Below are 23525 nucleotides of genomic sequence, written 5' to 3'. Positions count from 1 at the left end.
GCCCATAGTATACGCCGGGGGGCGGGGCGGTTGTCCCGGCGGGTATCATGGCCTTGTGCTCTACGTGCCTCGAGGCCTTCTGGAGGAGACCCGGGCCCACCTCCTGAGGGAGGCCCCCAAGGAGGGGGTGGGGCTCTGGGCGGGCAGGCGCGAGGTGGAGCGGGTCATCCCCCTGCCCAACGTCCACCCGAGCCCCCTCACCGCCTACCTGGCGGACCCCCTGGCCCTCCTCAAGGCCCTCAAGGCGCTTGAGCGGGAGGGGCTTTCCCTGCTTGCCATCTACCACTCCCACCCCAAAGGCCCCGCCCTTCCGAGCCCGAGGGACATCAAGGAGGCCCGCTGGCGGGTGCCCTACGTCATCTTCGGCACGGACGGGGTCCGGGCCTTCCTCCTCCCCGAGGGGCAGGAGGTGGCCCTAGTGGTGCTCTAGGGCGCATAAACTTCCCAAGCCCCGCATGGACGTTTCTGCTACCATGCCCCCCATGGAACGCGTGGCCGTGGTGGGCGTGCCCATGGACCTGGGGGCGAACCGGCGGGGCGTGGACATGGGGCCGTCCGCCCTGCGGTACGCCCGGCTTCTGGAGCAGCTGGAGGATCTGGGCTACACCGTGGAGGACCTGGGGGACGTACCCGTCTCCCTGGCCCGGGCCTCGAGGCGAAGGGGGCGGGGCCTCGCCTACCTGGAGGAGATCCGGGCCGCGGCCCTCGTCCTAAAGGAGCGCCTTGCGGCCCTGCCCGAGGGGGTTTTCCCCATCGTCTTGGGCGGGGACCACTCCTTGAGCATGGGCTCCGTGGCGGGGGCCGCCCGGGGCCGGCGGGTGGGCGTGGTCTGGGTGGACGCCCACGCCGACTTCAACACCCCCGAGACCTCGCCGAGCGGCAACGTCCACGGCATGCCCCTCGCCGTCCTCTCGGGCCTGGGCCATCCCCGGCTCACGGAGGTCTTCCGGGCCGTGGACCCCAAGGACGTGGTCCTGGTGGGGGTGCGGAGCCTGGATCCCGGGGAGAAGCGCCTCCTTAAGGAGGCGGGGGTCCGGGTCTACACCATGCACGAGGTGGACCGCCTCGGCGTGGCCCGGATCGCCGAGGAGGTTCTAAAGCACCTCCAGGGCCTCCCCCTCCACGTCTCCCTGGACGCCGACGTCCTGGACCCCACCCTCGCCCCCGGGGTGGGGACCCCGGTGCCCGGGGGGCTCACCTACCGGGAGGCCCACCTCCTCATGGAGATCCTGGCCGAGTCGGGCCGGGTGCAGAGCCTGGACCTGGTGGAGGTGAACCCCATCCTGGACGAGCGCAACCGCACCGCCGAGATGCTGGTGGGCCTGGCGCTAAGCCTCTTGGGCAAGCGGATCTTTTAGGCTACCCCAGGCCGGCCTGCCCTCTTTGGTTTCGCTAGGACGGCCGAAGGAAGGCCCTTTCGCCGCGGCGGGGCACCTAGCCCGGCCTCGAGGCCCGCACCACCAGGGTGTCGGCGATGAGGTCGTGCCAGGCCTGGCGCCTGGGGTGGAAGAAGGCCCAGAGGTAGCCGAGCCCCAGGGGAAGGGTGGAGAGGGTCTTGCCCACCACCTCCCGCATGAAGGCGGTGAGCCAGTCCACGGGCCGCTCGTCCGTTCGCACCACCTTGAGGCCCAAGGCCATCTTGCCCGGGGTGGCCCCGTAGAGGGCGGTGAAGGCGGTGTAGTAGGTCCAGCCGGGGATCCACTGGAAGAGGAGGTCCTGGACCCAGGTGGTGGGGCCCAGGGGGTCCACCCCCGCCAGGGCCATGAGGAGGAGGCTTAGGGGGAGGAGGACGAGGCTGTCCACCAGGGAGGCCACGAGCCTTCGCCAAGGGCTTGCGATCACCACAGGCCACCTCCAAGGTAGCGGTATTCTACGCGAAAGCGCGCCTGGAGAAGGCCCTGGGCCCAGGGAACCTCCTCGCCCCAAAGCCCCTCCAGGAGGCCTTTGGGCCTGGTGTAGCGCACGAGGCGGAAGGCCTTAAGGCCCGCAAGCTCCGCGGCCCTTCGGGCGGCGTCCTCCAGGTAGCCCTCCCGGTCGGCGAGGCCCAGGGCCACGGCCTGCTTCCCCGAGTAGATGCGCCCGTCGGCGAGGGCGAGGACCTTCTCCCGGGGCATCCCCCGCCCCTCCGCCACCCGCTGGACGAAAAGCTCGTAGGCCTCGCGCAGAAGGCCTTGGACCACCTCCCGCTCCTCCGGGGTGAGGGGCCTGAGGGGCGAGGCCATGTCCTTGAGCCGCCCCTCCTTGAGCACCTCCACCCGGACGCCCACCTTGGCCAAAAGCTCCCCCACCTGGGGCAGGTAGCCCACCACCCCGATGGAGCCGGTCACCGCCGTGGGGGGGACGAGGATCTCCCGGGCGGCGGTGGCCACGTAGTAGCCGCCGCTCGCCGCCACCCTTCCGAGGCTGGCCACCAGGGGCTTCTCCTGGGCCAGGGCGCGGAGGGCGCGGTGCAGGGCCTCGGTCTCCGTGACCCCGCCCCCGGGGCTTTCCACGTAGAGGACCACGGCCCGCACCCCCTCGTCCTCCCGGGCCTGGCGCACCTGGGAGAGGAAGCGCTCCAGGGCCTTGCCCGAGGGGATCTCGCCGAGAAGCTCCAGAAGCAGGACCTTCTCCCCCTGGCCGTAGAGGGTGGTCTCCCGCCAGGGGCCTTGGGCGGGGGGGCTCGCCGTGAGCCGGCCCAGCCCCACCACCAGAAGGGCCACGCCGAGGAAGAGGGCGAGGGCGAGCCATCGCTTCCGGTTCATGGCTCCACTATAGCAGGCGTATGCTGGGGCCTGTGCTGAGGCTTGTGGTCAAGGCGGGCAAGGAGCGGAAGCTCCGCAACTTCTACCCGAACCTCTACCGGGACGAGATCGCCGCCCCGCCCGAGGGGGTGGGGGTGGCGGAGGCCGTGGACGCGGAGGGGCACTTTTTGGCCGTGGGCTACTACGACCCCCGGAGCCGGGTGCCCTTTCGGGCCTTCCGCTTTGACCCGGGGCCCCTGAACCGCGCCTTCTTCCAGGGGCGGTTCGCCCGGGCGCTCCGGCGCAGGCAAGGCCTGGGGGAGAGCCACCGCCTTGTCCACGGGGAGGCGGACGGGCTTCCCGGCCTCGTGGTGGACCGCTTTGGGGAGGTCCTGGTCCTCCAGGTCCGCTCCCGGGGCATGGAGGCCCTGCGGGAGGTGTGGCTTCCCGCCCTCTTGGAGGTGGTGGCCCCCAAAGGGGTCTACGAGCGGAGCGACGTGGAGGCCCGGCGGCAGGAGGGCCTTCCCGAAAGGGTGGGGGTGGTTTACGGGGAGGTGCCGGAGGTCCTCGAGGTGGAGGAGGACGGCCTCCGCTTCCCCATCCCCCTCGCCCTCGCCCAGAAGACGGGGTACTACCTGGACCAGCGGGAGAACCGCCGCCTCTTTGAGGCCATGGTGCGTCCCGGGGAGCGGGTCCTGGACGTGTACAGCTACGTGGGGGGGTTCGCCCTGAGGGCGGCCCGCAAGGGGGCGTACGCCCTCGCGGTGGACAAGGACCTCGAGGCCTTGGGTGTCCTGGACCAGGCGGCCCTGCGCCTGGGCCTCCGGGTGGACATCCGCCACGGGGAGGCCCTCCCCACCCTCCGGGGCCTGGAGGGGCCCTTCCACCACGTCCTCCTGGACCCCCCCACCCTGGTGAAGCGCCCGGAGGAGCTTCCCGCCATGAAGCGCCACCTGGTGGACCTCGTCCGGGAAGCCTTGCGGCTCCTCGCGGAGGAGGGGTTTTTGTGGCTTTCCTCCTGTAGCTACCACCTCCGCCTGGAGGACCTCTTGGAGGTGGCCCGCCGGGCCGCCGCCGACCTCGGCCGCAGGCTCCGGGTCCACCGGGTGACCTACCAGCCCGAGGACCACCCCTGGAGCCTCCACATCCCTGAAAGCCTCTACCTCAAGACCCTCGTCCTCCAGGACGACCCCCTCTGATACCGCCCCACGCGGGCGCAAGCCCGCGTGGGGCCTTCCCGTGGCCCTCGCCGGGGCCTCAGGCCCCGCCCAGGGCGCCCCCCGGCTTCACCTTGGGCACCACCCGGGGGGGCTCCCGCTCCTCCCGGGCCTCCTCGGGGGCCTCCAAGGGGAGCCCCTCCACCACCCGTTGGAACTCCTCGGCGGTGAGGGTCTCCCGCTCCAGGAGGGTCTCCGCCACCCGCTCCAGGACCTCCCGCTTTTCCAGGAGAAGGGCCTTCACCCTCTGGTACTGCTCCTCAATGAGGCGGCGCACCGCCTCGTCAATGCGCTTGGCGGTCTCCTCCGAGTACTGGCGCACGTCGTAGCCGCCCAGGTAGGTGTCCTCCCGCACCGCGTAGGCCACGGGGCCGAACTCGGGGTGCATCCCCCACTCGGTGATCATGCGGCGGGCGAGCTCCGTGGCCTGGCGGAAGTCGTTCTCCGCCCCCGTGGTCACGTCGTCAAAGACGATCTCCTCCGCCGCCCGCCCCGCCAGGGCCACGGCGATCTGGTCCAAAAGGCGCTTTCTGGACCAGTGGAGCATGTCCTCCCGCCTGGGCATCATGAAGCCCAAGGCCCTTCCCCGGGGCACGATGGTCACCTTGTGCACCCCGTCGGCGTGCTCCAGGAAGTGGGCCGCCAGGGCGTGCCCCGCCTCGTGGTAGGCGGTGATCCTGCGGTCGCGGGGGGAGAGGACGAGGCTTTTCTTGGCCGGGCCCATCATCACCCGGTCGGCGGCCTCCTCCAGGTCCTTCATGGTGATCTTCCTCCGCCCCTCCCGGGCGGCGAGGAGGGCGGCTTCGTTCAGGAGGTTCTCCAGGTCCGCCCCCACGAAGCCCGGGGTGCGCTTGGCGAGGAGGGCCAGGTCCACGTCCTCCGCCAGGGGCTTGCCCCGGGCGTGGATCCTGAGGATCTGCTCCCGGCCCTTGACGTCGGGGGCGTCTATGGCGATCTGCCGGTCAAAGCGCCCGGGGCGGAGCAGGGCGGGGTCCAGGATGTCGGGGCGGTTGGTGGCGGCCATGACCACGATGGCCGTGTCCTTCTCAAAGCCGTCCATCTCCACGAGGAGCTGGTTCAGGGTCTGCTCCCGCTCGTCGTTCCCGCCCCCCACCCCGCTTCCCCGCTTCCTCCCCACGGCGTCAATCTCGTCAATGAAGACGATGCAGGGGGCGTGGCGCTTGGCGGTCTCAAAGAGGTCCCGGACCCTCGCCGCCCCTACCCCCACGAACATCTCCACGAAGTCGGAGCCCGAGGCGGTGATGAAGGGCACCCGGGCCTCCCCGGCCACGGCCCGGGCCAGGTGGGTCTTGCCCACCCCCGGGGGCCCCACCAGGAGGACACCCTTGGGGATGCGGGCGCCCATCTCGTGGAAGCGGCTGGGGTTTTTGAGGAACTCCACGATCTCCTTGAGTTCCTCCTTGGCCTCCTCCGCCCCGGCCACGTCCTTGAAGGTGACCTTGGGGGCCTCGGTGAGGACCCGGGCCCGGCTTTTGGTGAAGCTGAAGGCGGAGTCCGAAGGCCCGGCCCGGCCGTTGCGGGAGAAGTAGTAGAGGGCGCCGATGAGGAGGCCCACGAGGAGGAGGGGCCAGAGGAAGCCGAGGGCGTTTTGGCCCTGGGGGGGCTCCACCCGGACGCTCACCCCCCGGGCCATCCAGCCCTCGAGGGTGGCGTTGTCCGGAGGGCTCGCCGCGTAGGTGGTGAAGGCGGAGCCGTCCTCCAGGACCCCCTGGATCCGGGTGTCCCCGGCGCGCACCACCACCTCCTTGACCCGGCCCGCCTTGAGGTCCTCCAGGAAGGTCGTGTAGTTCACCGTCCCGCTTGGGGCGCCCACGGTGCCCGCGAGGCTGAAGGCCCAGGCCAGGAAGGCGAGGCCCAGGACCAGGGCGAGAAGGCTAAAGGGGGCTCGAGGCATGTCTTCCTTCAAGGTACACCGGGGGGAGGGAAAAAGGGTAGGCCGCCTCACCAACCGACCATGACAAAATCATACTCAACTCCCTTGACAAAAATGCGGCATGTGCGTTAGCCTGGGAGGCGAGGTGAAGACGTATGGCCAAGGCAGTGGGCATTGACCTGGGCACCACCAACAGCGTGATCGCCGTCCTGGAGGGCGGCAAGCCCGTGGTGCTGGAAAACGCGGAAGGGGAAAGGGTCACCCCGAGCGTGGTGGCCTTCCGCGACGGGGAGACCCTGGTGGGCCGCATGGCCAAGCGCCAGGCGGTCCTGAACCCCGAGGGGACGATCTTTGAGATCAAGCGCTTCATCGGCCGCCGCTTTGAGGAGGTCCAGGAGGAGGCCAAGCGGGTCCCCTACAAGGTGGTCCCCGGGCCGGACGGGGGCGTGCGGGTGGAGGTCAAGGGCAAGCTCTACACCCCCGAGGAGATCAGCGCCATGATCCTCCGCAAGCTGGTGGAGGACGCCTCCAAGAAGCTCGGGGAAAAGATCACCAAGGCGGTGATCACCGTGCCCGCCTACTTCAACAACGCCCAGCGGGAGGCCACGGCCAACGCCGGCAGGATCGCGGGGCTTGAGGTCTTGCGCATCATCAACGAGCCCACCGCCGCCGCTTTGGCCTACGGCCTGGACAAGAAGGGGAACGAGACCGTCCTCGTCTTTGACCTGGGAGGCGGGACCTTTGACGTCACCATCCTGGAGATCGGCGAGGGGGTCTTTGAGGTGAAGGCCACCTCCGGGGACACCCACCTGGGCGGGTCGGACATGGACCACGCCATCGTCAACTGGCTCGCCGAGGAGTTCAAGAAGGAGCACGGCGTGGACCTCAAGGCCGACCGCCAGGCCCTGCAACGGCTCATTGAGGCGGCGGAGAAGGCCAAGATTGAGCTCTCCAGCACCCTGGAGACCACCATCAGCCTGCCCTTCATCGCCTTGGACCCCGCGAGCAAGACCCCCCTCCACCTGGAGAAGAAGCTCACCCGGGCCAAGTTTGAGGAGCTGATCCAGCCCCTCCTCAAGCGCCTCAGGGGCCCCGTGGAGCAGGCCTTGAAGGACGCGGGCCTCACCCCCGCCCAGATTGACGAGGTGATCCTCGTGGGCGGGGCCACCCGGGTGCCCGCGGTGCAGCAGGTGGTGAGGGAGCTTCTGGGCAAGGAGCCCAACCGCTCCGTGAACCCCGACGAGGTGGTGGCCATGGGGGCCGCCATCCAGGCCGGGGTGCTCATGGGGGAGGTCCGGGACGTGGTCCTTCTGGACGTCACCCCCCTCTCCCTGGGCGTGGAGACCAAGGGCGGGGTGATGACCGTCCTCATCCCCCGGAACACCACCATCCCCACCCGCAAGTGCGAGATCTTCACCACCGCCGAGCACAACCAGACCGCCGTGGAGATCCATGTCCTCCAGGGCGAGCGCCCCATGGCCCAGGACAACAAGAGCCTGGGCCGCTTCCGCCTGGAGGGCATCCCCCCCATGCCCGCGGGCGTCCCCCAGATTGAGGTCTGCTTTGACATTGACGCCAACGGCATCCTCCACGTGACCGCCAAGGAGAGGTCCACCGGGCGCGAGGCCTCCATCACCATCCAGAACACCACCACCCTCTCCGAGGAGGAGATCCAGCGGATCATTGAGGAGGCGAAGCGCCACGCCGAGGAGGACCGCCGCCGCAGGGAGCACGCCGAGCTCAAGAACGCCCTGGACTCGGCCCGCGTCCAGGCGGAAAGGGTCCTGCAGGAGAGGCAGGGGGCCCCGGAGGCCAGGGCCCGCCTCGAGGCCGCCATAGGGAAGGCCAAGGAGCTCGTGGAGCGGGACGCCCCCGACCCCGAGCTCAAGGCGGCCACGGAGGAGCTCCTTAAGGCGGTGGAGGAGTACGAGAAGGGCGCCCAGGCGGCTTCGGGCAAGGGGCCGGACGACGTGATTGACGCCGACTACAAGCCCGCGGACTGAGGCGCAAGGCCGGGGCCCCGCCCCTTTGGGCGGGGCCTCCCCCCAAGGAGGGCCCATGGAGGAGCGGAACCACGAGAACACCCTGGAGAAGGACCTGGAGGCCGTGGGCCAGGAGGCCCAGGCCCTGGAGGAGCGCCTGAAGGCGGCGGAGGAGGAGCTGAAGGGCCTCAAGGACAAGTACCTCCGCCTCCTCGCCGACTTTGACAACTACCGCAAGCGCATGGAGGAGGAGCTCAAGGCGCGGGAGCGGGAGGGCGTGCTCAAGGCCCTGAGGGCGCTCCTTCCCGTCCTTGACGACCTGGACCGGGCTTTGGAGTTCGCCGAGGCGAGCCCTGAGAGCATCCGCCAGGGGGTTAGAGCTATCCGGGACGGTTTCTTCCGCATCCTGGCTGGCCTCGGCGTGGAGGAGGTGCCCGGGGAAGGGGAGGCCTTTGACCCCAGGTACCACGAGGCCGTGGGCCTCCTCCCGGGGGAGCCGGGGAAGGTGGCCAAGGTCTTCCAGCGGGGCTTCCGCATGGGCGAGGCCCTGGTGCGCCCGGCCCGGGTGGCCGTGGGCGAGGAGAAGCGGGAAGAGGCGGACCTGGAGTAGCCTATGGCGGCCAAGAAGGACTACTACGCCATCCTCGGGGTGCCGAGAAACGCCACCCAGGAGGAGATCAAGCGGGCCTACAAGCGCCTGGCCCGCCAGTACCACCCGGACGTCAACAAAAGCCCCGAGGCGGAGGAGAAGTTCAAGGAGATCAACGAGGCCTACGCCGTCCTCTCCGACCCCGAGAAGCGCCGGATCTACGACACCTACGGCACCACCGAGGCCCCGCCCCCGCCGCCTCCCGGGGGGTACGATTTCTCCGGGTTTGACGTGGAGGACTTCTCCGAGTTCTTCCAGGAGCTCTTCGGCCCCGGCCTCTTCGGCGGCTTCGGGCGGCGGAGCCGCAAGGGGCGGGACCTCAGGGCCGAGCTGCCCCTCACCCTGGAGGAGGCCTTCCACGGCGGGGAGAGGGTGGTGGAGGTGGCGGGTAGGCGCGTTTCCGTCCGCATCCCGCCCGGGGTGCGGGAGGGGAGCGTGATCCGGGTCCCGGGGATGGGGGGGCAGGGGAACCCCCCTGGGGACCTCCTCCTCGTGGTGCGCCTCCTTCCCCACCCCGTCTTCCGCCTCGAGGGCCAGGACCTCTACGCCACCCTGGACGTCCCCGCCCCCATCGCCGTGGTGGGGGGGAAGGTGCGGGCCATGACCCTGGAGGGCCCCGTGGAGGTCGCCGTCCCCCCAAGGACCCAGGCGGGGAGGAAGCTCCGGCTTAAGGGCAAGGGCTTCCCCGGGCCCGCGGGCCGGGGCGACCTCTACCTGGAGGTGCGGATCACCATCCCCGAGCGCCTCACCCCCGAGGAAGAGGCCCTCTGGAAGAAGCTCGCGGAGGCCTACTATGCTCGCGCGTAGCGGTTGGCTTTCCCTCGAGGCCCTCTCCGAGTACGGCCTTTCCCTGGCGGCCGTGCGGGCCTACGTGGAGATCGGCTTCGTGGAGCCTTTGGAGGTGGGCGGGGCCTGGTACTTCCGGGAGGAGGACCTCCTGAGGATGGCCAAGGCCGAACGCATCCGCAAGGACCTCGGGGCCAACCTCATCGGGGCGGCCCTGGTGGTGGAGATCCTGGAGCGCACTTAGGACATTCTTCCCCGGGCGTTCCCTTTACAGGTGATATGCTAACGCATAGGAGGCAAGGATGAACCTGGAACGCTGGACCCAAGCCGCCCGCGAAGCCCTGGCCCAGGCGCAGGTCCTGGCGCAAAGGATGAAGCACCAGGCCATAGACCTGCCCCACCTCTGGGCTGTCCTCCTGAAGGACGAGAGAAGCCTCGCCTGGCGCCTCTTGGAGAAGGCGGGGGCCGACCCCAAGGCCCTTAAAGAGCTCCAGGAGCGGGAGCTTGCCCGCCTGCCCAAGGTGGAAGGGGCCGAGGTGGGCCAGTACCTCACGAGCCGCCTCTCCGGGGCCTTGAACCGGGCCGAGGCCCTGATGGAGGAGCTCAAGGACCGCTACGTGGCGGTGGACACCCTGGTCCTGGCCTTGGCGGAGGCCACGCCGGGGCTTCCGGGCCTGGAGGCCCTGAAGGGGGCGCTCAAGGAACTGAGGGGAGGGAGAACCGTGCAGACGGAACACGCGGAAAGCACCTACAACGCTTTGGAGCAGTACGGCATTGACCTCACGCGGCTTGCCGCCGAGGGGAAGCTGGACCCCGTGATCGGCCGGGACGAGGAGATCCGGCGGGTGATCCAGATCCTCCTCCGGCGCACCAAGAACAACCCGGTGCTCATCGGCGAGCCCGGCGTGGGGAAGACGGCCATCGTGGAGGGCCTGGCCCAGCGCATCGTCAAGGGGGACGTGCCCGAAGGCCTCAAGGGCAAGCGGATCGTCTCCTTGCAGATGGGCTCCCTCCTCGCCGGGGCCAAGTACCGGGGCGAGTTTGAGGAGCGCTTGAAGGCGGTGATCCAGGAGGTGGTCCAGTCCCAAGGGGAAGTCATCCTCTTCATTGACGAGCTCCACACCGTGGTGGGGGCAGGCAAGGCCGAGGGCGCCGTGGACGCGGGCAACATGCTGAAGCCCGCCCTGGCCCGGGGGGAGCTCAGGCTCATCGGGGCCACCACCCTGGACGAGTACCGGGAGATTGAGAAGGACCCCGCCCTGGAGCGCCGCTTCCAGCCCGTGTACGTGGACGAGCCCACGGTGGAGGAGACCATCTCCATCCTCCGGGGCCTCAAGGAGAAGTACGAGGTCCACCACGGGGTGCGCATCTCCGACAGCGCCATCATCGCCGCCGCCACCCTCTCCCACCGGTACATCACGGAAAGGCGCCTTCCCGACAAGGCCATTGACCTCATTGACGAGGCGGCGGCCCGCCTGCGCATGGCCCTGGAGAGCGCTCCCGAGGAGATTGACGCCCTGGAGCGCAAGAAGCTCCAGCTGGAGATTGAGCGGGAGGCCCTGAAGAAGGAGAAGGACCCGGACTCCCAGGAGCGCCTCAAGGCCATTGAGGCCGAGATCGCCAAGCTCACGGAGGAGATCGCCAAGCTCCGGGCCGAGTGGGAGAGGGAGCGGGAGATCCTGAGGAAGCTCCGCGAGGCCCAGCACCGCCTGGACGAGGTCAGGCGGGAGATTGAGCTCGCCGAGCGGCAGTACGACCTGAACCGGGCCGCCGAGCTCCGCTACGGGGAGCTTCCCAAGCTGGAGGCCGAGGTGGAGGCCCTTTCGGAAAAGCTCCGGGGCGCCCGCTTCGTCCGCCTCGAGGTCACCGAGGAGGACATCGCCGAGATCGTCTCCCGCTGGACCGGGATCCCTGTGTCCAAGCTCCTGGAAGGGGAGAGGGAGAAGCTTTTGAGGCTTGAGGAGGAGCTCCACAAGCGGGTGGTGGGGCAGGACGAGGCCATAAGGGCCGTGGCCGACGCCATCCGCCGGGCGAGGGCCGGCCTAAAGGACCCGAACCGGCCCATCGGAAGCTTCCTCTTCCTCGGGCCCACGGGGGTGGGGAAGACGGAGCTCGCCAAGACCCTGGCCGCCACCCTCTTTGACACCGAGGAGGCCATGATCCGCATTGACATGACGGAGTACATGGAGAAGCACGCCGTCTCCCGCCTCATCGGGGCCCCGCCCGGCTACGTGGGCTACGAGGAGGGGGGGCAGCTCACCGAGGCGGTGCGGAGGAGGCCCTACTCGGTCATCCTCTTTGACGAGATTGAGAAGGCCCACCCCGACGTCTTCAACATCCTCCTCCAGATCCTGGACGACGGCCGCCTCACCGACAGCCACGGCCGCACCGTGGACTTCCGCAACACCGTCATCATCCTCACCTCCAACCTGGGGAGCCCCTTGATCCTCGAGGGCCTCCAGAAGGGCTGGCCCTACGAGAGGATCCGGGACGAGGTCTTTAAGGTCTTGCAGCAGCACTTCCGCCCCGAGTTCCTGAACCGCCTGGACGAGATCGTGGTCTTCCGGCCCCTCACCAAGGAGCAGATCCGCCAGATCGTGGAGATCCAGCTCTCCTACCTCCGGGCCCGCCTCGCCGAGAAGCGCATCTCCCTGGAGCTCACCGAGGCCGCCAAGGACTTCCTGGCGGAAAGGGGCTACGACCCCGTCTTCGGGGCAAGGCCCTTGCGGCGGGTCATCCAGCGGGAGCTGGAGACGCCCCTCGCCCAGAAGATCCTGGCCGGCGAGGTCAAGGAGGGGGACCGCGTGCAGGTGGACGTGGGGCCCGCGGGCCTCGTGTTTGCCGTCCCCGCCCGGGTGGAGGCCTGAGGAGGGGGTATGGACCCGGTAAAGGTGCTGCAGAGGGCCTACCAGGACGAGCTTCTGGACGCCCTCCGGGCGGAGGGGGCGGCCCAGGGGGTGCCCTACCCCCACGTGCGGGCCCTCCTCCTGGAGGTGGCGAGGCGGGAGCGGGCCCACGCCGAGGCCTTGGCGGAGGCCCTGAGGCGGCGGGGGGCTTCCCTGCCCCCCGCCCCGAAGCCCGAGGAGGGGGGGTGGGAGACCCTCCTCCGCCTCCTCTCCGAGGAGGGGCTGGACCGGGCCTACTACCTGGAGAGCACCTTCCCCGACCCCGAGCTCGAGGCCCTCTTCACCCGGCTCGGCCAGGAGGAAAGGCTCAACCAGGAGGCCGTGCGCAAGGCGGTGATGCTTATAGGAGGTGGTCTATGATCGGAAAGGAGGAGATCCATCGTATCCGCGAACTCATCGGCGCCAAGGAGGGGCCCGTCCTCTCCCTCTACGTGGACGTCAACCCGGCCAAGCCGGAAAACGCCGGGAGGGCCTACGCTCTCCGGGCCAAGGACGCCATCAAGGCCCTCGAGGTCCCGGGGGACCTTTCGGAAAGGGTCCTGGAGGTGCTGCAAAACCAGGTCCTCGAGGCCAGGACCGCCGTCTTCTTCGCCGGGGAGGACCTCTTTGAGGTCCTCCCTCTCCAGGTGGAGCTTCCCCTGGTGAATAGCGTCAAAACCGCCTTCCTGGACGAGAAGGCGGGGCGGTACCTGGTGGACGGCGTCCTCGCCCACTGGGGCGAGCCCTTCCTCCTCCCCCTGGTCTACGCCCTGGACGAGTACGAGCGCTACGGCATCGTCTACGTGGATCGGGAGAGGTGGCGCGTCTTTGAGGTCTTCCTGGGGGAGATTGAGGAAGTCCACGACGCCTTCCTGGCCCTGGACACCGAGGCCTGGCGCCGCCTCTCCCTGGACGCCCCCGGGCGCCGCTTCAACCTGGGGGGCATCGCCCGGGGCGGGGCGGGCCAGGACCTCTTCGCCAAGCGCCTCGAGGCCTGGGAGGAGCGGTTTTACAAAGCCCTCGCCCACGAGCTGGAAAGGCTCAGCGAGGCCCGGGGCTTCACCCGGCTCGTCCTCATGGGCCCCGAGGAGCACACCAAGCTCTTTCTGGGCCACCTGCCCAAGCGCCTGCGGGAGCGGGTGGTGGCGGAGCTTCCCTCCCTGCCCCACCCCGGGGCGAGCCCCGGCGAGGTGCTGAAGCGCTTGGAGCCGGTCCTGGAGGAGGTGGAGCGCCGGGAGGAGGTCAAGCTCCTGGAGAGGCTGGAGGAGGCCTACCCCAAGGCCGCCTTCGGTCCCGAGGTCCTCGCCCGGGTGCAGGAGGGCCGGGTGGAGGTCTGGGTCCTTCCCTGGCACCTGGAGCAGGAGGTCTACCTCTGCCAGGACTTCGCCTTCGCCGACGAGGCCCAGGCCTTGGCCTACTGCGAAAGCCCCGAGAAAAAACCCCTCGCCGCGGTGCTCGCTTCCTTGGCCGTGGGCTACGCCACCAAGCTGGAGTTCGTGCGCGGCGAGGCCGAAAACAGGCTTCTTGAGCGCGGGGGCATGGCCGCGCTCTTGAGGTGGTGAAGGAGGTGAGGTGGCATGATGCGGTTTGATCCCTTCAAGGAGCTTGAGGAGCTGCAGGAGAGGCTGGTTAGGGCCTTCGGCGCGCCCCAGCAGGGGCCTAGGGTCTACGCCCCGCCGGTGGACGTGTGGGAGGACGAGGAGGGCCTCCACCTCCTGGTCTACCTGCCGGGCGTGGAGCCCGAGAAGGTGGAGGTGGTGGCCGAGGAGGGGGTGCTCTCCGTGAAGGCGGAGAGGCCCTTTGAACGCAAGGAGAACGCCGCTTACCACCGGCTGGAGGGCACCTACGGCACCTTCGTCCGGAGCTTCAACGTGCCCAGCACCTACGACCTCTCCAAGGTCCAGGCCCGCTTCCGCCACGGGGTGCTTCACCTCCTGGTGCCGCGGGCCGAGGCCACGAAGCCGAAGAAGATCCAGGTGCAGGTGGAGTAAGGAGGTGAGGCTATGCGGCGCACGGTAAGGTACATCCTCGCCACCTCCAACCCCATGGGGGACCTGGAGGCGCTGGAGAAGTTCGTCAAGCTGGCCCCCGACACCGGGGCGGACGCCATCGCCCTCATCGGCAACCTGATGCCCAAGGCGGCGAAAAGCCGGGACTACGCCGCCTTCTTCCGCATCCTCTCCGAGGCCCACCTGCCCACGGCCTACGTCCCCGGTCCCCAGGACGCCCCCATCTGGGAGTACCTGCGGGAGGCGGCGAACGTGGAGCTCGTCCACCCCGAGATGCGCAACGTCCACGAGACCTTCACCTTCTGGCGGGGGCCCTATCTGGTGGCGGGCGTGGGCGGGGAGATCGCCGACGAGGGCGAGCCCGAGGAGCACGAGGCGTTGCGCTACCCCGCCTGGGTCGCCGAGTACCGCCTTAAGGCCCTTTGGGAGCTCAAGGACTACCCCAAGATCTTCCTCTTCCACACCATGCCCTACCACAAGGGCCTGAACGAGCAGGGCTCCCACGAGGTGGCCCACCTCATCAAGACCCACAACCCCCTCCTGGTTCTCGTGGCCGGTAAGGGCCAGAAGCACGAGATGCTGGGGGCGAGCTGGGTGGTGGTGCCCGGCGACCTCTCGGAGGGCGAGTACAGCCTTCTGGACCTCAGGGCGAGGAAGCTGGAGACCGGGAACGTTCGCTGAGGCGGGCCCCGCCCCGGGCTTCCCTGGGGCGGGTTCTTTAAAAACCTTTTGGGTAAAATGGAAAGGCAAGCCCAGCTTGCGGGAGGTGAGCATGGACAAGGAAACCCTCATCCAAGGCCTCAACCAGGATCTGGCCCACGAGTACCAGGCCATCATCCAGTACGTGACCTACGCCGCCACGGTCTCGGGCATTCATAGGGGCGAGCTCAAGGAGTTCTTCCTGGCGGAGATCCAGGACGAGCTCCGCCACGCCCAGTTCCTGGCGGACAAGATCGCCGCCCTGGGCGGGAAGCCCACCACGCAGCCCGCCCCCGTGCCCGAGGCCGCCACGCCCCGGGCCATGCTGGAGGCGGTGCTCCAGGCGGAGAAGGAGACCATCGCCCGCTACGTGGAAAGGATGAAGCAGGCCGAGGCCTATGGGGACTACGGCCTCGCCAACGACCTCCAGGAGATCATCTCCGAGGAAACCCGGCACAAGGAGGAGACGGAGAAGCTTTTGAAGGGGACCTGGCAGGAATAAGGGAGGCGGGCCATGCGCTTCCCGGAGCTTGCCCGGCGCTTCCTGGAGCGGAGGGGGTACCTATGGTGGTGACCTGCCCCAAATGCGGGGCCAAAAACCGCCTGGGCACCCCTCCGCCCGGGCAGGTGCCGGTGTGCGGGGCCTGCAAAACCCCCTTGCCCTGGGTGGTGGAAGCGGACGAAAAGGGCTTCGCCCAGGAGGTGGCGGGGGCTCCTTTGACCCTGGTGGACTTCTTCGCCCCCTGGTGCGGCCCCTGCCGCCTGGTGAGCCCCATCTTGGAGGAGCTCGCCCGAGACCACGCCGGCAGGCTCAAGGTGGTGAAGGTGAATGTGGACGAGCACCCGGGCCTGGCCGCCCGGTACGGGGTGCGGAGCGTGCCCACCCTGGTCCTCTTCCGCCGGGGTGCGCCCGTGGCCACCTGGGTGGGCGCGAGCCCCAGGCGGGTTCTGGAGGAAAGGCTCAGGCCCTACCTAGAAGGGAGGTGAACCATGTTGGAGAAGCTTTGGCCTTTTGGCCGCTCCCGCGTGCGCAAGGCGGTGGAGGAAGCCCTGGAGAAGGCTTTCCAGGACGTAGGCGAGGTTTTGGAACCCCTTTCCGAGCTTTCCGAGCACGAGGACCACTACCTCCTTAGGGTGGAGGTGCCGGGGCTTGGCCCGGAGAACCTGGAGGTGCGCCTCGAGGGGGACCAGCTGGTCATTGAGGGGGAGAAGCGGGAGGAGAAGCGCGCCAAGCACCTCGCCGAGATCGTCTACGGCCGGATCTACCGGGCCTACCTCCTCCCCAAGGACGCCAAGAAGGAGGGGATTGAGGCGAGGCTCGCCAAGGGGGTGCTGGAGGTGCGGATCCCCCGGGAGAAGCGGCCCGAGGAACCTCCCGTGCGGATACCCATTCAGGAAAGCTAAAATCTAGCTGCTGAGAATACTTGACATAGATTGGCGCAATTGTTAGCCTGTTCCCCGGAGGTGGCCCATGTTGATGAAGGTGGCCGAGTTTGAAAGGCTCTTCCGCCAGGCCGCGGGCCTGGACGTGGACAAGAACGACCTCAAGCGGGTTTCCGACTTCCTGCGCAACAAGCTCTACGACCTCCTGGCGGTGGCGGAGCGGAACGCCAAGTACAACGGGCGCGACCTCATCTTTGAGCCCGACCTGCCCATCGCCAAGGGGCTTCAGGAGACGTTGCAGGAGTTCCGCCGCATGGACACCGCCCTGGAGCTCAAGCCCGTGCTGGACGCCTTGGCGGCCTTGCCGCCTTTGGACCTCGAGGTCGCCGAGGACGTACGGAACCTCCTTCCCGAGCTCGCCGGGGCCCTGGTGGTGGCCTACGCCCGGGTGCTCAAGGAGCTGGACCCCGCCCTCAAGAACCCCCAGACGGAGCACCATGAACGGGCGGAACGGGTCTTTAACCTCCTCCTCTAGCGTGAGCCAGGACCTTTTGCTCCAAGCCTACCGGAGGGCCATCCGCCTCGTGTTCAACCTCGTGGTGGTGGCCCTCCTCGTGGGCCTTTTCGTGGGGACCTGGCGCACCTTCTTGGAGCTCGGCCTCACCCTCACGGAGCCCACGGTGCGCCTGGGGCTCAAGGAGCTTATCACCAACGTTCTCTCCCTGGTGATCGTCTTGGAGCTCGTCCGGGCCTTCGTGGAGTACTTTGAGGTGGAACGGGTGCGCCTGGAGATCCTCCTGGAGATCGGGATCGCCCTGGCCCTGCGGGAGCTGCTTCTCCTCCTGTATGAGGCGCGGCTTTCCGGTATGGACGTCTTCTTCTGGGGCCTGGGGATCCTGGCCCTCGCGGCCGGGCGCACCCTGGCGGTGCAGTTCTCCCCGAGGAGGGCAGGATGAAGGTAGAGGAAGTGGTTCTTCCCGGCGTGGGGCGCAAGTACACCATCACGGTGAAGAGCGGGGACCGGATCGTCATCGTGGTGCATAGCTCCGGCAAGCGGGAGCTCCAGTACTTTGAGGCGGGCGAGGAGGACGAGCCCACCGTGGCCCTGGACCTCACGGACGAGGAGGCGAGGGAGCTTGGGGCCATCCTGGCCGGGGTCCTCTTCCACCCCGAGGCCGTGGGGGACACGCGGAGCAAGCTGGGGGCCAAGGTGATTGAGTGGGTCAAGGTTCTTCCCGGCTCTAAGCTTGCGGGGAAGAGGGTCGGGGACCTCGCCCTGCCCCCGGGGGCCCACCTCCTCGCGGTGGACCGGCCCGGGGCCCCCCTCATCCCCCACCCCGGCCCGGACGTGGTCTTAGAGGTGGGGGACACCCTGGTGGTGGCGGGGAGCCGGGAGGCGGTGGAGGCCCTGAAGGGGAGCTTCTGATGCACCCTTCCCTCGAGGCCTTCGCCCTGGCCGCGGGGCTTCTGGCCCTGGGTGCGGCCCTGGTGCACCGCTTCGGCTTCCCTCCCCTCCCCGTCTACCTCCTCACGGGGCTTGTGGTGGGGGAGAGGCTTCCCGTGGAGGATCTGGAGCCCCTCCCCTCCTTGGGGCTTTTGCTCCTCCTCTTCTCCGTGGGGCTGGAGTTCGGCCCGGACCGGCTTCGGGAGCTTTCGGGGAAGGCCCTGCGGGCGGGGTTTTTTGACGCCCTGGCCCTCCCCCTGGGCTTCCTCCTCGGCCTCCTCGCCGGGCTGGACCTGAGGGGGGCCCTCCTCCTCGCCGGGGTGATCTACATCAGCTCCAGCGCCGTCATCGTCAAGCTCATCATTGACCTGCGCCGCGCCGCCAACCCCGAAAGCGAGGTGGTCCTCGGGGTCTTGGTCCTGGAGGACCTCGTCATCGCCCTCCTCCTTGCCCTCCTGGGCGGCCAGGGGCCTGCGGGCTTCCTCGGGGGGGTGGCCTTGGCCCTCGCCTACTTCCTCTTCGCCCGCTTCCTGGGCCCGAGGCTCGTCCGCTTCATGGAGGGGCTTTCCGACGAGCTCGTCCTCCTCCTCGGGGCCGCCTTCACCGCGGGCACCGCCCTCCTCTTCCACGCCGTGGGGGCCTCGGAGGGGGTGGGGGCCTTCCTCTCCGGGGTCATCGCCGCGGGGCTTGGCCTCAGGGAGAGGTTTGAGCACCTCTTCGGGCCGGTGCGGGACCTGGGGGTGGCCCTCTTCTTCCTCGTGGTGGGGGCGGAGGCCCTAGGCCTCCTTCGTGGGCTTACCCCCTGGGCGGTGGGGCTTGTCCTCCTGGGCCTCCTTCTCAAGCTCCCCCTGAACCACCTGGGCGGGGCGAGGGCGGGCCTCGGCCGGAAGCGGCGGCTCTACAGCGCCCTCTACCTCGTGCCCCGGGGCGAGTTCAACCTGGTGCTTGGGGCCTTGGCCTTAGGCCAGGGCTACCCCCTGGTGGCCCAGGTGGCCGTGCTCCTGGTCCTGGTCTCCATTCCCTTGGGGGCCCTCCTCATCCGCTACGCCCCCGAGATCGCCCAGGCCCTCTACCCGGAGGCGCGCCCCAGGAAGAGGGCGAAGAGGGCTGAAGGAAGCCCTGTAAAATGACCTTGCCGGAGGTGAGGCATGGACATCTTTTTCCAGCTCTTTTGGCTCTTCTTCATCCTCTCCGTCCTCTCCCCCTACTTCCAGCAGCAGTGGCTCCTCGGGGCCAGGACCCGAAAGATCGCCGAGCTGGAAAGGAAGCGGAAAAGCCGGGTCATCACCCTCATCCACCGCCAGGAGGCGGTGAGCTTTCTGGGGATCCCCATCTCCCGCTACATCAACATTGACGACTCGGAGCAGGTCCTGAGGGCCATCCGCCTCACGGACAAGAACGTGCCCATAGACCTCATCCTCCACACCCCAGGTGGCCTCGTTCTTGCGGCGGAGCAGATCGCCGAGGCCCTCCTCCGCCACCCCGCCAAGGTGACGGTCTTCGTGCCCCACTATGCCATGTCCGGGGGGACGCTCATCGCCCTCGCCGCCGATGAGATCGTCATGGACGAGAACGCCGTCTTGGGCCCCGTGGACCCCCAGCTCGGCCAGTACCCGGCGGCGAGCATCGTCAAGGTCCTGGAGAAGAAGCCCCTTTCCGAGATTGACGACCAGACCCTGATCCTCGCCGACGTGGCGGAGAAGGCCCTTAGGCAGGTGAAGACCACGGTGAAGAACCTCCTCAAGAAGCACATGCCCGAGGAGAAGGCGGAGGAGGTGGCCACCCTTCTCTCCCAGGGCACCTGGACCCACGACTACCCCATTGACGTGGAGCAGGCCCGGAGCCTGGGGCTTCCCGTATCCACGGAGATGCCTATAGAGGTCTACGAGCTCATGGAGCTCTACCCTCAAGCCCAAGGCCAGAGGCCCAGCGTCCAGTACGTGCCCCTGCCCTACCGCCAGGGTCCGCCGCGATGATCCCCCTGCACGACATCAACCCCGCGCGCCGCCCCGCCCTGGTGGTCCGGTCCCTGGTGGTCCTGAACGTGGCCGCCTTTCTCCTGGAGCTCCTTCTTGGGCCCACCCAGGTGGTGGCCAAGATGGGCTTCGTCCCCGCCCTTTTCTTCCAAGACCCCCTGGGCGAGGGTTACCGGATCCTCACCAGCATGTTCCTCCACGGGGGGCTTTTCCACCTCCTCTCCAACATGTGGTTCCTGTGGGTGTTCGGGGACAACGTGGAGGACCGGATGGGAGGGGAGCGGTTCCTCCTCTTCTACCTCCTCGGCGGGGTGGCGGCGGCCCTGGCCCAGGCCCTGTTCATGCCCGCCTCCACCGTGCCCATGATCGGGGCGAGCGGGGCGGTCTCCGCTGTCCTTGGGGCCTATTACGTCCTCTTCCCCCGGGCCTACGTGATCACCCTGGTCTGGTTCGTCCTGCCCTTCACCCTGGCCCTGCCCGCGGGCTTTTACCTGGGGTACTGGGCCTTCCTCCAGCTGGTGCAGGGGCTTTTGGGCGTGCCGGGCATCGCCTTCTGGGCCCACCTCGGCGGGTTCGTCTTCGGCGTGGCGGCGGTGCGGGCGTTCCTTCCCCGAAGGTGGCGCTGGTAGACTGGGGCCCATGAAGGTCAAGGACCTGATGACCCAAGACCCCGTGGTCCTGGGGCCGGAGGCCACTTTGGAGGAGGCCGCCCGCAGGATCCTGGAGACCCGCTACGGGGGCTTCCCCGTGGTGGACGGGGAGGGGAGGCTGCTCGGCGTGGTCCAGGTGGAGGAGCTTCTGCCCCACCCGGAGAACGTCCCCTTCTCCGACGTGGAGGCCTTGCAGCTTTTCGGGGAGTGGGTGGACGAGGACGCCCTGGCGGAGATCTACCGGCGCTACCAGCGCACCCCCGTGAAGGCGGTGATGCGCACGGAGATCCCCAAGGTCCATCCCGAGGACCCCCTGGGCAAGGCCCTTAAGGTGGTCCTCACGACCGACCTACGCCACCTCCCGGTGGTGGACGAGGAGGGCAAGGTGGTGGGCATCCTCACCCGGAGCGACTTTTTGAAGCTCATCCTAGGGAGGGGTTGATGCACGGCGCGGAACACCTGTTGGAGATCTTCTATCTCCTTCTCGCGGCCCAGGTGATGGCCTTTATCTTCAAGCGCCTGAACCAGCCCGTGGTCATCGGGGAGGTGCTGGCGGGGGTGCTGGTGGGGCCGGCCCTCCTCGGCCTGGTGCACGAGGGGGAGATCCTGGAGTTTCTGGCGGAGCTCGGGGCCGTCTTCCTCCTCTTCATGGTGGGCTTGGAGACCAGGCTTAAGGACATCCTGGCGGTGGGGAAGGAGGCCTTTTTGGTGGCCGTTTTGGGGGTGGCCCTGCCCTTCCTAGGGGGGTACCTCTACGGCCTAGAGATCGGGTTTGAAACCCTCCCCGCCCTCTTCCTCGGCACCGCCTTGGTGGCCACTAGCGTAGGTATAACCGCGAGGGTCCTCCAGGAGCTCGGGGTTCTTTCCCGCCCCTATTCCCGGATCATCCTGGGGGCGGCGGTGATTGACGATGTCCTGGGCCTCATCGTCCTTGCGGTGGTGAACGGCGTGGCGGAGACGGGCCAGGTGGAGGTGGGGGCCATCACCCGGCTTATCGTCCTCTCCGTGGTCTTCGTGGGGCTTGCCGTCTTCCTCTCCACCCTCATCGCCCGCCTCCCCCTGGAGCGGCTTCCCGTGGGGAGCCCCTTGGGCTTCGCCCTCGCCTTGGGCGTGGGGATGGCGGCCCTGGCGGCCAGCATCGGCCTCGCCCCCATCGTGGGGGCCTTCCTCGGGGGAATGCTTCTCTCCGAGGTGCGGGAAAAGTACCGTCTGGAGGAGCCCATCTTCGCCATAGAGAGCTTCCTCGCCCCCATTTTCTTCGCCATGGTGGGGGTGAGGCTGGAGCTTTCCGCCTTGGCGAGCCCCGTGGTGCTGGTGGCGGGGACGGTGGTTACGGTCATCGCCATCCTGGGCAAGGTCCTGGGCGGCTTCCTCGGCGCCCTCACCCAAGGGGTGCGGAGCGCCCTCACCGTGGGGGTGGGCATGGCCCCCCGGGGGGAGGTGGGCCTCATCGTGGCCGCCTTGGGCCTCAAGGCGGGGGCGGTGAACGAGGAGGAGTACGCCATCGTCCTCTTCATGGTGGTCTTCACGACCCTCTTCGCCCCCTTCGCCCTGAAGCCCCTCATCGCCTGGACGGAGAGGGAGCGCGCCGCTAAGGAATAGCCTTGTAGGCGGCGTAGGCGGAGAGCACCTTGGCGAGGTACTCCCGGGGCTCGTCCCGCTCTTGGAAGCGGAGGAAGGCGTAGAGACCCCCCTCCCGGGCGATGCCCCTTAGGGTGTAGCCGATGCCCCCGTTGTAGGCGGTGACGGCGCAGGCGAGCCGCTCCACGCCGGAAAAGGCGGCGCACCGCTCCATGAGCCAGCGGAGGTAGCGGGCGGCGTAGCGGATGGCGCTTTCCGGGTCAAAGGGGTCGGCGGGGGGTTCTCCCAGCATCCGCGCCACGTCCGCCCAGGTGCTCCGTAGGAACTGGGCGAGGCCCAAGGCCCCCGTGGGGCTCACCGCCTTAGGGTCAAAGCGGCTTTCCACGTGGAGGAGGGCGAAGAGGAGGTCGGGGTCCAGCCCCTCCTTCCCCGCGTAGCCCTCCACCCACTCCCGGTAGGCCCGCGGGTAGGCGAGGGCCGTGGGCCAGGCGGCCCGGATCCCCTCCCTATAGGCCCCCAGGCGGTAGAGGAGAGGGACGAGGGCGGGCCAGTCCTTTGGGCGCCGCCAGAGGGCGTAGCGCACCTCCCCCCGGGCCCAGGCCGCCTTGCCCGCCCGGACCAGGGCCTCCACCAGGGGGGTAAGCGGGGCCGGGGGGGCCTCGAGGGCCTGGGGGGGCGGGCTTGGCCTCTTGCCCACGAGGAGGCCCAGGCCCCCCTCGAGGCGGGCGTAGGCCTCTTGCCGCGCCTCTCCATTCCCGAGCTCCCCGGCGAGGAGGTAGGCGCGAAGGGCGGCGTCGTCGGCGTAGGGGCTTTCCCCTTGGGCGAGGCGGAGGTAGACCCCTAGGGCCTCCTCCTTCCGCCCCAGGCGCTCAAGCAGGGCCGTGGCCCGCCAAAGCCCCTCCGGGGTGCTCGCCAGGTAGCGGGCAAGGGCCTCCTCCACCCGCCCCATCCCCTCCAGGAGGCGGCCTTGGGCCAGGCGGCTTTCCGGGTGGTCGTAGCGGGCGAAGGCCTGAAGGGCCTCCTCCCGCCTCCCGAGCCGCCAGAGGGCGTAGCCCAGGCCCAGGTAGCCCCTCGGGTCCGCTTCCGCCCAGGCCCGGTAGTGGGGAAGGGCCTCCTCGTAGCGCCCCAGGCGGTAGAGGGCCTGGGCGCGGAGGTCGGGCCTTTCCCCCTCGGGGAGGGCCTTTAGGAGGGGTTCGTACGCCCGGCCGCGGAAGAGGGCCTCCCAGAGCCTCTCCCCCTGGCCGAGGCGCAGAAGGGCCTGGACGGCCTCCTCCTCGGGGAGAAGCCTCGCCCAGGCGGAGAAGGCCCTCGCGTCTTCCGCCGCCTCCAGGAGGGGCGCCGCCACCCGCCAGGCCGCCTCCGCCTCCCAGCCCGGCTCAAAGGCCCGCACCTCTTCCAGGAAGAGGGCGTAGCGCCAGGCGTACTCCGCCCGTTCGGCGAGGGGAAGGTCTTCCTCGCCCACCAGGAGCCAGCCCGCGAGGAGGCCCGCGTACCCCTGGGCCTCGAGGGCCACCTGGCGGAGGGCTTCCTTCCCGCCCCTTTCCAGGGTGGCGTAGGGCTCGGGCAGGCCCTGGGCCCGGCAGGCGGCAAGGAGGAGGAGGAGAAGGAGCCAGCGCACGCCTTAGAGCTTAGGCCCCTCCCCTGAGA

The 23525-nt window shown here is 69.0% G+C and carries 27 protein-coding genes; 23 read left to right on the top strand and 4 right to left on the bottom strand.

Features of this window, described 5'->3' with window-relative positions; genetic code table 11:
* The first annotated feature begins 55 nt into the window (after positions 1–55).
* Positions 56–430, top strand: a complete 375-nt coding sequence (locus TTH_RS07580) for a Mov34/MPN/PAD-1 family protein (RefSeq protein ID WP_014629200.1) — start codon at positions 56–58, stop codon at positions 428–430.
* A 43-nt stretch (positions 431–473) separates the two neighbouring features.
* A complete protein-coding gene (rocF, locus tag TTH_RS07575) occupies positions 474–1358 on the top strand; it encodes an arginase (RefSeq protein ID WP_038039155.1) in 885 nt (294 codons plus the stop codon).
* A gap of 76 nt (positions 1359–1434) precedes the next feature.
* Here the strand turns inward: rocF and TTH_RS07570 are convergent, their stop codons facing one another.
* Together TTH_RS07570 and sppA are read right to left on the bottom strand one after the other, a co-directional pair.
* The gene (locus tag TTH_RS07570) at positions 1435–1845 is read right to left on the bottom strand and encodes an RDD family protein (RefSeq protein ID WP_008633066.1); all 411 of its coding nucleotides are present in this window, start codon (positions 1843–1845) and stop codon (positions 1435–1437) included.
* Entirely contained in the window at positions 1839–2744 is a 906-nt protein-coding gene (gene sppA, locus TTH_RS07565) for a signal peptide peptidase SppA (protein WP_011228717.1), read from the bottom strand. Before sppA ends, TTH_RS07570 begins: the two co-directional genes overlap by 7 nt.
* 20 nt (positions 2745–2764) lie before the next feature.
* Between sppA and TTH_RS07560 the strand changes: the two genes are divergently transcribed.
* Positions 2765–3922 carry a class I SAM-dependent rRNA methyltransferase gene (locus TTH_RS07560; protein ID WP_011228716.1) on the top strand — a complete coding sequence of 386 codons (1158 nt, stop codon included), beginning with the start codon at positions 2765–2767 and terminating at the stop codon, positions 3920–3922.
* Between the two features lie 58 nt (positions 3923–3980).
* On the opposite strand, the gene ftsH is transcribed toward TTH_RS07560, so the two are convergent.
* On the bottom strand, positions 3981–5855 hold the full coding sequence (gene ftsH / locus TTH_RS07555) for an ATP-dependent zinc metalloprotease FtsH (protein ID WP_011173542.1): 1875 nt from the start codon (positions 5853–5855) through the stop codon (positions 3981–3983).
* A gap of 134 nt (positions 5856–5989) precedes the next feature.
* Here ftsH and dnaK point away from each other — a divergent pair, with 134 nt between their 5' ends.
* The 20 genes from dnaK (at position 5990) to TTH_RS07455 (ending at position 21899) form a co-directional block, all read left to right on the top strand.
* Positions 5990–7837, top strand: coding sequence for a molecular chaperone DnaK (gene dnaK, locus TTH_RS07550; RefSeq protein ID WP_011228715.1), 1848 nt, complete (start codon positions 5990–5992; stop codon positions 7835–7837).
* 55 nt (positions 7838–7892) lie between these two features.
* Entirely contained in the window at positions 7893–8426 is a 534-nt protein-coding gene (gene gprE, locus TTH_RS07545) for a nucleotide exchange factor GrpE (protein ID WP_011228714.1), read from the top strand.
* Between the two features lie 3 nt (positions 8427–8429).
* Positions 8430–9272, top strand: coding sequence for a molecular chaperone DnaJ2 (gene dnaJ2, locus TTH_RS07540; protein ID WP_011228713.1), 843 nt, complete (start codon positions 8430–8432; stop codon positions 9270–9272).
* Positions 9259–9495 (top strand): chaperone modulator CbpM, encoded by a 237-nt coding sequence (locus TTH_RS07535; RefSeq protein ID WP_011173538.1) that lies wholly within the window; start codon positions 9259–9261, stop codon positions 9493–9495. Before dnaJ2 ends, TTH_RS07535 begins: the two co-directional genes overlap by 14 nt.
* A 58-nt stretch (positions 9496–9553) precedes the next feature.
* On the top strand, positions 9554–12118 hold the full coding sequence (gene clpB / locus TTH_RS07530; protein ID WP_011228712.1) for an ATP-dependent chaperone ClpB: 2565 nt from the start codon (positions 9554–9556) through the stop codon (positions 12116–12118).
* A 9-nt stretch (positions 12119–12127) separates the two neighbouring features.
* On the top strand, positions 12128–12517 hold the full coding sequence (locus TTH_RS07525) for a ferritin family protein (protein WP_011228711.1): 390 nt from the start codon (positions 12128–12130) through the stop codon (positions 12515–12517).
* The gene (locus TTH_RS07520) at positions 12514–13698 is read left to right on the top strand and encodes a VLRF1 family aeRF1-type release factor (RefSeq protein WP_011228710.1); all 1185 of its coding nucleotides are present in this window, start codon (positions 12514–12516) and stop codon (positions 13696–13698) included. The genes TTH_RS07525 and TTH_RS07520 overlap by 4 nt, the downstream gene beginning before the upstream one ends.
* A gap of 15 nt (positions 13699–13713) precedes the next feature.
* Positions 13714–14127, top strand: a complete 414-nt coding sequence (locus TTH_RS07515; protein ID WP_011173534.1) for an Hsp20/alpha crystallin family protein — start codon at positions 13714–13716, stop codon at positions 14125–14127.
* 12 nt (positions 14128–14139) lie between these two features.
* The gene (locus tag TTH_RS07510) at positions 14140–14826 is read left to right on the top strand and encodes a metallophosphoesterase family protein (protein WP_011173533.1); all 687 of its coding nucleotides are present in this window, start codon (positions 14140–14142) and stop codon (positions 14824–14826) included.
* 91 nt (positions 14827–14917) lie between these two features.
* Positions 14918–15346 (top strand): ferritin-like domain-containing protein, encoded by a 429-nt coding sequence (locus TTH_RS07505; RefSeq protein WP_011173532.1) that lies wholly within the window; start codon positions 14918–14920, stop codon positions 15344–15346.
* 62 nt (positions 15347–15408) lie between these two features.
* Positions 15409–15831, top strand: coding sequence for a thioredoxin (gene trxA, locus TTH_RS07500; RefSeq protein WP_011228708.1), 423 nt, complete (start codon positions 15409–15411; stop codon positions 15829–15831).
* A gap of 3 nt (positions 15832–15834) precedes the next feature.
* Positions 15835–16248 carry an Hsp20/alpha crystallin family protein gene (locus TTH_RS07495; protein ID WP_011228707.1) on the top strand — a complete coding sequence of 138 codons (414 nt, stop codon included), beginning with the start codon at positions 15835–15837 and terminating at the stop codon, positions 16246–16248.
* Positions 16249–16315: 67 nt separating this feature from the next.
* Entirely contained in the window at positions 16316–16762 is a 447-nt protein-coding gene (locus TTH_RS07490; protein ID WP_011228706.1) for a DUF1931 family protein, read from the top strand.
* Positions 16725–17183 (top strand): phosphate-starvation-inducible PsiE family protein, encoded by a 459-nt coding sequence (locus tag TTH_RS07485; RefSeq protein WP_011228705.1) that lies wholly within the window; start codon positions 16725–16727, stop codon positions 17181–17183. The genes TTH_RS07490 and TTH_RS07485 overlap by 38 nt, the downstream gene beginning before the upstream one ends.
* On the top strand, positions 17180–17653 hold the full coding sequence (locus tag TTH_RS07480; RefSeq protein ID WP_011173527.1) for a cation:proton antiporter regulatory subunit: 474 nt from the start codon (positions 17180–17182) through the stop codon (positions 17651–17653). Before TTH_RS07485 ends, TTH_RS07480 begins: the two co-directional genes overlap by 4 nt.
* Complete coding sequence (locus tag TTH_RS07475) at positions 17653–18801, top strand: cation:proton antiporter (protein ID WP_011173526.1); 1149 nt, start codon at positions 17653–17655, stop codon at positions 18799–18801. The genes TTH_RS07480 and TTH_RS07475 overlap by 1 nt, the downstream gene beginning before the upstream one ends.
* 18 nt (positions 18802–18819) lie before the next feature.
* Positions 18820–19647 (top strand): SDH family Clp fold serine proteinase, encoded by an 828-nt coding sequence (locus TTH_RS07470; protein WP_011228704.1) that lies wholly within the window; start codon positions 18820–18822, stop codon positions 19645–19647.
* Positions 19644–20276, top strand: a complete 633-nt coding sequence (locus TTH_RS07465; RefSeq protein WP_011173524.1) for a rhomboid family intramembrane serine protease — start codon at positions 19644–19646, stop codon at positions 20274–20276. Before TTH_RS07470 ends, TTH_RS07465 begins: the two co-directional genes overlap by 4 nt.
* A gap of 10 nt (positions 20277–20286) precedes the next feature.
* Entirely contained in the window at positions 20287–20739 is a 453-nt protein-coding gene (locus TTH_RS07460) for a CBS domain-containing protein (protein ID WP_011173523.1), read from the top strand.
* Entirely contained in the window at positions 20739–21899 is a 1161-nt protein-coding gene (locus tag TTH_RS07455; RefSeq protein ID WP_011173522.1) for a cation:proton antiporter, read from the top strand. The genes TTH_RS07460 and TTH_RS07455 overlap by 1 nt, the downstream gene beginning before the upstream one ends.
* Here the strand turns inward: TTH_RS07455 and TTH_RS07450 are convergent.
* Positions 21889–23496, bottom strand: coding sequence for a transglycosylase SLT domain-containing protein (locus tag TTH_RS07450; RefSeq protein ID WP_011173521.1), 1608 nt, complete (start codon positions 23494–23496; stop codon positions 21889–21891). The two genes, TTH_RS07455 and TTH_RS07450, sit on opposite strands and share 11 nt — an antisense overlap.
* Positions 23497–23525: the final 29 nt, after the last annotated feature.

This window comes from Thermus thermophilus HB8 (assembly GCF_000091545.1).
In the GTDB taxonomy this organism is placed as follows: domain Bacteria; phylum Deinococcota; class Deinococci; order Deinococcales; family Thermaceae; genus Thermus; species Thermus thermophilus.
Note: the sequence above shows the minus strand (reverse complement) of the source record. Positions and strands in the feature narration are given on the sequence as shown.

What these genes read in the sequence shown, in the direction of transcription:
- TTH_RS07470 (WP_011228704.1), top strand. Translation starts at nt 18,820, where the DNA reads ATGGACATCTTTTTCCAGCTCTTTTGGCTCTTCTTCATCCTCTCCGTC.
- trxA (WP_011228708.1), top strand. Translation starts at nt 15,409, where the DNA reads ATGGTGGTGACCTGCCCCAAATGCGGGGCCAAAAACCGCCTGGGCACC.
- rocF (WP_038039155.1), top strand. Translation starts at nt 474, where the DNA reads ATGCCCCCCATGGAACGCGTGGCCGTGGTGGGCGTGCCCATGGACCTG.
- clpB (WP_011228712.1), top strand. Translation starts at nt 9,554, where the DNA reads ATGAACCTGGAACGCTGGACCCAAGCCGCCCGCGAAGCCCTGGCCCAG.
- TTH_RS07490 (WP_011228706.1), top strand. Translation starts at nt 16,316, where the DNA reads ATGTTGATGAAGGTGGCCGAGTTTGAAAGGCTCTTCCGCCAGGCCGCG.
- TTH_RS07510 (WP_011173533.1), top strand. Translation starts at nt 14,140, where the DNA reads ATGCGGCGCACGGTAAGGTACATCCTCGCCACCTCCAACCCCATGGGG.
- TTH_RS07505 (WP_011173532.1), top strand. Translation starts at nt 14,918, where the DNA reads ATGGACAAGGAAACCCTCATCCAAGGCCTCAACCAGGATCTGGCCCAC.
- TTH_RS07455 (WP_011173522.1), top strand. Translation starts at nt 20,739, where the DNA reads ATGCACGGCGCGGAACACCTGTTGGAGATCTTCTATCTCCTTCTCGCG.
- sppA (WP_011228717.1), bottom strand. Translation starts at nt 2,744, where the DNA reads ATGAACCGGAAGCGATGGCTCGCCCTCGCCCTCTTCCTCGGCGTGGCC.
- TTH_RS07520 (WP_011228710.1), top strand. Translation starts at nt 12,514, where the DNA reads ATGATCGGAAAGGAGGAGATCCATCGTATCCGCGAACTCATCGGCGCC.
- TTH_RS07460 (WP_011173523.1), top strand. Translation starts at nt 20,287, where the DNA reads ATGAAGGTCAAGGACCTGATGACCCAAGACCCCGTGGTCCTGGGGCCG.
- TTH_RS07465 (WP_011173524.1), top strand. Translation starts at nt 19,644, where the DNA reads ATGATCCCCCTGCACGACATCAACCCCGCGCGCCGCCCCGCCCTGGTG.
- dnaJ2 (WP_011228713.1), top strand. Translation starts at nt 8,430, where the DNA reads ATGGCGGCCAAGAAGGACTACTACGCCATCCTCGGGGTGCCGAGAAAC.
- TTH_RS07560 (WP_011228716.1), top strand. Translation starts at nt 2,765, where the DNA reads ATGCTGGGGCCTGTGCTGAGGCTTGTGGTCAAGGCGGGCAAGGAGCGG.
- TTH_RS07525 (WP_011228711.1), top strand. Translation starts at nt 12,128, where the DNA reads ATGGACCCGGTAAAGGTGCTGCAGAGGGCCTACCAGGACGAGCTTCTG.
- TTH_RS07535 (WP_011173538.1), top strand. Translation starts at nt 9,259, where the DNA reads ATGCTCGCGCGTAGCGGTTGGCTTTCCCTCGAGGCCCTCTCCGAGTAC.
- TTH_RS07515 (WP_011173534.1), top strand. Translation starts at nt 13,714, where the DNA reads ATGATGCGGTTTGATCCCTTCAAGGAGCTTGAGGAGCTGCAGGAGAGG.
- TTH_RS07485 (WP_011228705.1), top strand. Translation starts at nt 16,725, where the DNA reads ATGAACGGGCGGAACGGGTCTTTAACCTCCTCCTCTAGCGTGAGCCAG.
- TTH_RS07480 (WP_011173527.1), top strand. Translation starts at nt 17,180, where the DNA reads ATGAAGGTAGAGGAAGTGGTTCTTCCCGGCGTGGGGCGCAAGTACACC.
- gprE (WP_011228714.1), top strand. Translation starts at nt 7,893, where the DNA reads ATGGAGGAGCGGAACCACGAGAACACCCTGGAGAAGGACCTGGAGGCC.
- ftsH (WP_011173542.1), bottom strand. Translation starts at nt 5,855, where the DNA reads ATGCCTCGAGCCCCCTTTAGCCTTCTCGCCCTGGTCCTGGGCCTCGCC.
- TTH_RS07495 (WP_011228707.1), top strand. Translation starts at nt 15,835, where the DNA reads ATGTTGGAGAAGCTTTGGCCTTTTGGCCGCTCCCGCGTGCGCAAGGCG.
- dnaK (WP_011228715.1), top strand. Translation starts at nt 5,990, where the DNA reads ATGGCCAAGGCAGTGGGCATTGACCTGGGCACCACCAACAGCGTGATC.
- TTH_RS07475 (WP_011173526.1), top strand. Translation starts at nt 17,653, where the DNA reads ATGCACCCTTCCCTCGAGGCCTTCGCCCTGGCCGCGGGGCTTCTGGCC.